Below are 6,082 nucleotides of genomic sequence, written 5' to 3' on the forward strand. Positions count from 1 at the left end.
CTGTGGGGGGTTGCCGCCGCGTAGGGGGGCGCGGCGGCTGCGCGGAAGGGGCCAAGGGCCGCCGTGCGGGGGCGCGGCTTCGAGGGAGCGAGGAGGTACCGCTGCGGGGGAGGGACAGCGTGCCGCTGTGCGGCGTCCGGGTGGTGCGTGGGCCGTGGATGCCGCAGGCACCCTCTCATCGATCGCTTTTTCAGGTCATATACCTGCATGACCGAAGCCCATGCCGTCACGGCCCCGGCCGACGCAGCGGACGACGACGATCCCGTCGTACACCGCCTCACCCAGGGACTCGCCGCGCGCGGCGTGGCGCTCACGGGCGCGCGTGTCCTGTTGCTCGGCCTCCCGGAGTGCGACGGGAGGGGTACATCGCGCGCGCCGAACCCCGCGCCGACGCTGGTCGCGCGGTTGCACGCGGCGGGCACGCTCGTCCGCGCCGTCGCGCCGAACGCCGCGACGGCCGCCCACCCGGCCGGCCTCCTGTGCGTCCCGCTGACGGCGCGCGAGCTCTACGACGCCGACGCCGTCATCCTCCTCGCCCCGCCCGGCGACGCGGCACGGGCGCTCGTGGAACGCTGGGCGACGTACGTGCTCAACGCCTGCCCGGCACCCCGACCCGACGGAGGCACGTGAGGCCGTCACGCGTCCGGGCCCTGTTCGCCCACCGCCTCCGCGACATCGCCCCTTACCGCCCTCCCCCACTTCCCGCACCCGACCCCGCACGGGGACACGGCACCGGCCCTCGTGCAGCACTGGGCAGCCCACCTGCTCGACGCTCGTACCGCCGAGACGCGCGAGACCGTTACGCCCCTTAGCCCGACGCCCCACCCCCGCAACACCGCCACGTACCGCCCTCCCGCATCCCCTGCGCCCGACCCTGCCGGGAACGCGGCACCGGCGCTCGCGCAGCGCTGCACGGCATACACGCTCGACCCCTGCCGGGCATCCCCGCCCGGCTGAGGGGCGTGAGGCCGTAACCGGCCGTCACCTACCTTGGCGCGAGGCCCTATTTGCCGTACCGCCCCCGCGAGGCCGCCCTGTACCGCCTTCCTCCATGTCCCGTACCTGGCCCCCGCCCGGGGACACGGCACCGGCCCTCGTGCGGCACTGGGCGGCGCACCTGGCCGATGCCCGCGCGGCGGAGACGCGCGAGACCGCTACGCCCTTTGGCGCAACGGTCCGCCCCACGCGACACCGCACCGTCCTCCGCCACTTCCCGCACCCGACCCCCACCCGACGACGCGGCGCCGGCGCTCGTGGCGCACTGGACGACACACCTGCTCGACGCCCGCCCGGTACCCCCGCCCGGCGGAAGCGGGTAGGGCAGTCGCGCACCTTCGCCCGACGCCTCTCCCTCGCGAGGCGGCCACGTACTGCCCTCCCCCACTCCCGCGCCCGTCCCCGCCCCGGATAGCGGCACCGGCGCTCGTGCAGCGCTGAACGGCACACGCGCCCGGCGCCCCGCCCGGCGGAGGCGCGTGAGAACGCTACGCCCCTCCCCCGCGACGCCGCCCCGTACCGCTCTCCTCCACTTCCCGCACCCGGTCCAGGAAGCCGCGCATTCCCTCCGTGAGGGCTTCCGCCGTCGTCGCGGACCCGGGGTCGAAGAGCCACTGGAGGGTGAGGCCGTTGAGCAGCGTCAGGTAGAGACGGCCCTCGGTGTCCACGAGTTCGGGGGGCAGCGTGTCCTCGTCCAGCCCCGTGAAGGCCGCGAGGAGTCCTGAGCGGCCGGCGGGCTGTGCGGCGACGAGGACCGCGTGGGCATCCGGCCAGCGGTCACCGAAGAGCGCCATCTCGAAGCTGAGCCGCCACAGGGCGCGCTGCGCGGGAAACTCGCCGAGGATGGCCTCCCACCGCGCGCGGAAGTGCGCGAGCGAGCCAGGAGCCGCCCCGGCCCCCGGCCACTTCGGGGGCGCGTCCAGGTTCATCTCCTCCACGAGCGCGACGTAGGCCTGCCCGAGCAGGGCGTCCTTCGAACCGTAGTGGTAGCCGATCGACGCGAGGTTCGCGCCAGACTCCCGCACGATGTCGCGCGCCGTCGTCGCGGCGAACCCCTTGTCCATCAGGCAGCGTTTGGCGCCTTCGAGCAGATCCTCACGGTGTCCCATGCGGGCAGCGTACCGGCGTTCTGACAACCGTCCCAGACGCGTGTACAGATGCGCTGGGCGCGTACGGCGGGTGATGTAGACGCTCGTATCGAACGAGCGTATTACACGACCGTCCCATACGCCCGTCATAGACGCGCGTACAGTTCCTCTCTAGCGTTCTCACCATGACTTCTGAACACCTGAACCCGGACCCCCAGAACCCGGAACACCGCCCCGAACCCGGGACCACACCACCGCCCCCACCCGCCCCCGCCACCACACCCGCCCCCCGCGCCGGGCGCCGTGGGTGGGCCGCGTTCGGGGTTCTCCTTCTCGCCCTCCTCATGGTCGCGATGGACACCTCCGTGCTCTTCTTCGCGGCCCCCGCCATCAACGCCGACCTCGCCCCGAGCGGTACGCAACAGCTCTGGATCTACGACATCTACGGCTTCCTGCTCGCCGGGCTCCTCCTCACGATGGGATCGCTCGGCGACCGGATCGGGCGGCGCAGGCTTCTGCTGTGCGGCGCGGCGGCGTTCGGCGCGGCGAGTGCGGCGGCGGCGTACGCGACGAGTCCCGGGATGCTCATCGCCGCGCGCGCCGTGCTCGGTGTCGGCGGTGCGACGCTCATGCCCTCGACCATGGGCCTGATCCGCGTCCTCTTCCAGGACGCCAAGCAGCGGGCCCGCGCGATCGGCGCGTGGACCGCCGTGCTGACGGGTGGTATCGCGCTGGGTTCGGTCGTCAGCGGTGTCCTGGTGGAGCACTACTGGTGGGGCTCCGTCTTCCTCGTGAACCTGCCCGCGATGCTCCTGCTGCTCGTCCTCGCGCCCCCGCTCATCCCCGAGTACCGCGACCCCGGGGGCGGGCGGTTCGACCTGCCGAGCGTGCCGCTCTCGCTCGCGGCCGTCCTGCCGCTGGTGTGGGCGCTCAAGGAGATCCCCGGCAACGGGATGCGTCCCTCCTACGCCCTCGCGCTCGCCGCCGGGCTGGGCTTCCTGGTGCTCTTCGTGCGGCGGCAGCGTGTCGTCGCGCGGCCGATGGTGCCGCCGGCCCTGCTCCGGGTCCGGGGCTACCGGGGCGCGCTCGTGCTGGGCACGCTCGCCGCCTTCGGGATGATGGGCTCCTCGTTCTTCACGACGCAGTACCTCCAGTCGGTCCTGGGGCTGAGCGCGCTGGAGGCCGCGCTGTGGAGCCTCGTGCCCTCGGTGCCGATCGGCGCGGCGGCCCCCGTCGTGACGGCGCTCGTGCAGCGCGGTGTCCCGCGCGGTCGCGTCGTCGCCGCCGGATTCGTGCTGAGCGCGGGCGGTATGGCGGTGCTCGGGCTGGTCGGCACCGGCTCGCTCGCCCTCGTCCTGACCGCCGCCGGGCTGCTCGCCGTCGGTATCGTCGTCGCGCTCTCGCAGCTCACCGATCTGGCGATGGGCGCCGTTCCCGTCGCCCGCGCGAGCACCGCGTCGGCCTTGTGGGAGACGGGTCAGGAGTTCGGCGGTGCGCTCGGCCTCGCGACGCTCGGCTCCCTCGCCACGGGCGTCTACCGCTCCCGCGTCACGGACGCCGGGCCCGCTGGGCTCCCCCACAGCGCCCGCGAGACGCTCGGCGGCGCCGTCGCCCAGGCGACGCGCGTCGGCGGGGAGCAGGGCGCGTCGCTCCTCCGTACGGCGCGCGACGCCTTCGTCTCCGGGATGCACGTCGCGGCGTGGACGTGCGCCGCGCTCTTCGTGCTCTGCGCGGCGGGCGCCGCGCTCGCTCCGCGCGAGGGGGGGTTACGGATTCCGGCGACGCGTCCGCCCGGCCCGCCCCCGAGGCGGCCCCTGTTCCCGCGTCGCGGGAGGCCGGCCCTCGTCGTCCGTCGTGCCACTGCCGGAGGACGCGTGAATCCGGTTCGGGCGGACGGTGCGCACCCGGCGAACGCCCCGTACGCGGCGGGCGATTCGCGCACCTCGCGCGATCCGGACCCGGACGCCCGCACGCCCACGCGCCCAGGCGCCCCCACGCCCGTCCAGCGCGCCCCCACGCCGAAGGGGCCCGCTCCCCCACCGCCGTCGGGCGGAAAGGAGCGGGCCCCTTCGGGCTCTCCGCAGGAGGTGCGCCGCCGCAGGGCGGGGCCTCCCAGCCGAGTCAGGCCAAGCTCGGTCGAGCCAGGCCAAGTTCGGCCCGGTCAGGTCAGGTTCACCGCGCGCGCCGACGTCGCGCCCGTCTCCTGGGCGACCTCCGCGAGGACGTCGGCGGGGACCGAGTCGTCCACCGTGAGGACCGCGAGGGCCTCGCCGCCCTCCTCGGCGCGCGAGACCTGCATCCCCGCGATGTTGATGCCGGCCTCGCCGAGGACGCGGCCCACGGTGCCGACGACGCCGGGACGGTCGGCGTAGCGCAGCACGACCATGTGGTCGGCGAGGGCGAGGTCGACGGTGTGCTCGCCGATCGCCACGATCTTCTGGAGGTGCTTGGGCCCGGCGAGGGTGCCCGAGACGGCGATCTCGCCGCCGTCGCCGAGCGTCCCGCGCACCGTCACGAGGTTGCGGTGGTCGGGGGACTCCGAGCTGGTGGTCAGACGGACCTCGACACCGCGCTCCTGCGCGAAGAGCGGCGCGTTGACGTACGACACGGTCTCCGCGACGACGTCCTCGAAGACACCCTTGAGGGCGGAGAGTTCGAGCACCTTGACATCGTGCTGGGTGATCTCGCCGTAGACCTCGACGTCGAGACGGACCGCGACCTCGCCCGCGAGCGCGGTGAAGATGCGGCCCAGGCGCTCGGCGAGCGGCAGGCCCGGCTTGACGTCCTCGGCGATGACGCCGCCCTGCACGTTGACCGCGTCCGGCACGAGCTCACCGGCGAGCGCCAGGCGCACCGACTTGGCGACGGCGATACCGGCCTTCTCCTGGGCCTCGTCGGTCGAGGCGCCGAGGTGCGGGGTGCACACGACCTGGTCGAACTGGAAGAGCGGCGAGTCCGTGCAGGGCTCCTTCGCGTACACGTCGAGCCCGGCGCCCGCGACGCGGCCCTCCTTGAGCGCGGAGGCCAGCGCCTCCTCGTCCACGATGCCGCCGCGCGCGGCGTTGACGATGCGGACCGAGGGCTTGACCTTGTGCAGCGCCTCGTCACCGATGAGACCGAGCGTCTCGGGCGTCTTGGGGAGGTGCACGGTGATGAAGTCGGCGACTTCGAGGAGTTCGTCGAGCGTGAGGAGCTTGACGCCCATCTGGGCGGCGCGCGCGGGCTGCACGTACGGGTCGTAGGCGACGACCTTCATGCCGAACGCGGACATGCGCTGCGCGACGAGGACGCCGATGCGGCCGAGGCCGACGACGCCGAGGGTCTTCTCGGCCAGTTCGACGCCCGTGTACTTCGAGCGCTTCCACTCGCCGGCCTTGAGGGCCTGGCCCGCCTGCGGGATGTTGCGGGCGGTGGCGATGAGCAGGCCGCAGGCGAGCTCGGCGGCGGTCACGATGTTGGAGGTCGGGGCGTTGACGACCATGACGCCGGCCTTGGTGGCGGCGGAGACGTCGACGTTGTCCAGGCCGACACCCGCGCGGGCCACGACCTTGAGTTTCGGTGCCGCGGCCACTGCCTCGGCGTCGATCTTCGTCGCGGAGCGGATGAGCACCGCGTCCACGTCGGCGAGGGCCGGAAGGAGCTGGGCCCGGTCGGCGCCGTCGCAGTGACGGATCTCGAAGTCCGGTCCGAGTGCGTCGACCGTGGCGGGGCTCAGTTCCTCGGCGATCAGTACGACAGGCTTGTCTTGCGCGCTCACGTGTGTCCTCACAAGTCCTATGCGGACGGCCGTCCCGACGGCCGCATTGCGGTGGAGGGGGTTCTGGCCGCGTGGAAGACGCACGACACTGTGGGCCCGACGCGTATGGAAGTGCAGTGTAGTGCCGCACCGAGGGGCTGAATCCGCCCGTACGGAGGGTTCACCCGTTCGGGACTGGACCACGTTTCCGTAGCACGCGTGTCCGCTTCGGGCGCCGCGCGCGGACCGCTCCCCCGGCGGG

The 6,082-nt window shown here is 73.6% G+C and carries 3 protein-coding genes and 1 pseudogene; 2 read left to right on the top strand and 2 right to left on the bottom strand.

Features of this window, described 5'->3' with window-relative positions; translation table 11 throughout:
- The first annotated feature begins 207 nt into the window (after positions 1–207).
- Positions 208–630, top strand: coding sequence for a hypothetical protein (locus tag SSBG_RS06860; RefSeq protein WP_008745475.1), 423 nt, complete (start codon positions 208–210; stop codon positions 628–630).
- 854 nt (positions 631–1,484) lie between these two features.
- Here SSBG_RS06860 and SSBG_RS06865 read toward each other — a convergent pair.
- Positions 1,485–2,105, bottom strand: a complete 621-nt coding sequence (locus SSBG_RS06865; RefSeq protein ID WP_008745476.1) for a TetR/AcrR family transcriptional regulator — start codon at positions 2,103–2,105, stop codon at positions 1,485–1,487.
- A 164-nt stretch (positions 2,106–2,269) separates the two neighbouring features.
- On the opposite strand from SSBG_RS06865, the pseudogene SSBG_RS30775 reads away from it, so the two are divergent.
- Positions 2,270–3,862, top strand: a pseudogene (locus tag SSBG_RS30775) (MFS transporter); the annotation flags it as partial.
- A gap of 383 nt (positions 3,863–4,245) precedes the next feature.
- Here SSBG_RS30775 and serA read toward each other — a convergent pair.
- Positions 4,246–5,841: a phosphoglycerate dehydrogenase gene (gene serA, locus SSBG_RS06870; protein ID WP_008745478.1), complete on the bottom strand. Its 1,596-nt coding sequence runs from the start codon at positions 5,839–5,841 to the stop codon at positions 4,246–4,248.
- Between the last annotated feature and the right edge of the window lie 241 nt (positions 5,842–6,082).

Origin of the sequence: Streptomyces sp. SPB074 (assembly GCF_000154905.1) — a bacterium.
In the GTDB taxonomy this organism is placed as follows: domain Bacteria; phylum Actinomycetota; class Actinomycetes; order Streptomycetales; family Streptomycetaceae; genus Streptomyces.

Coding starts and splice junctions, on each gene's coding strand:
- SSBG_RS06865 (WP_008745476.1), bottom strand. CDS start 2,105: ATGGGACACCGTGAGGATCTGCTCGAAGGCGCCAAACGCTGCCTGATG.
- SSBG_RS06860 (WP_008745475.1), top strand. CDS start 208: ATGACCGAAGCCCATGCCGTCACGGCCCCGGCCGACGCAGCGGACGAC.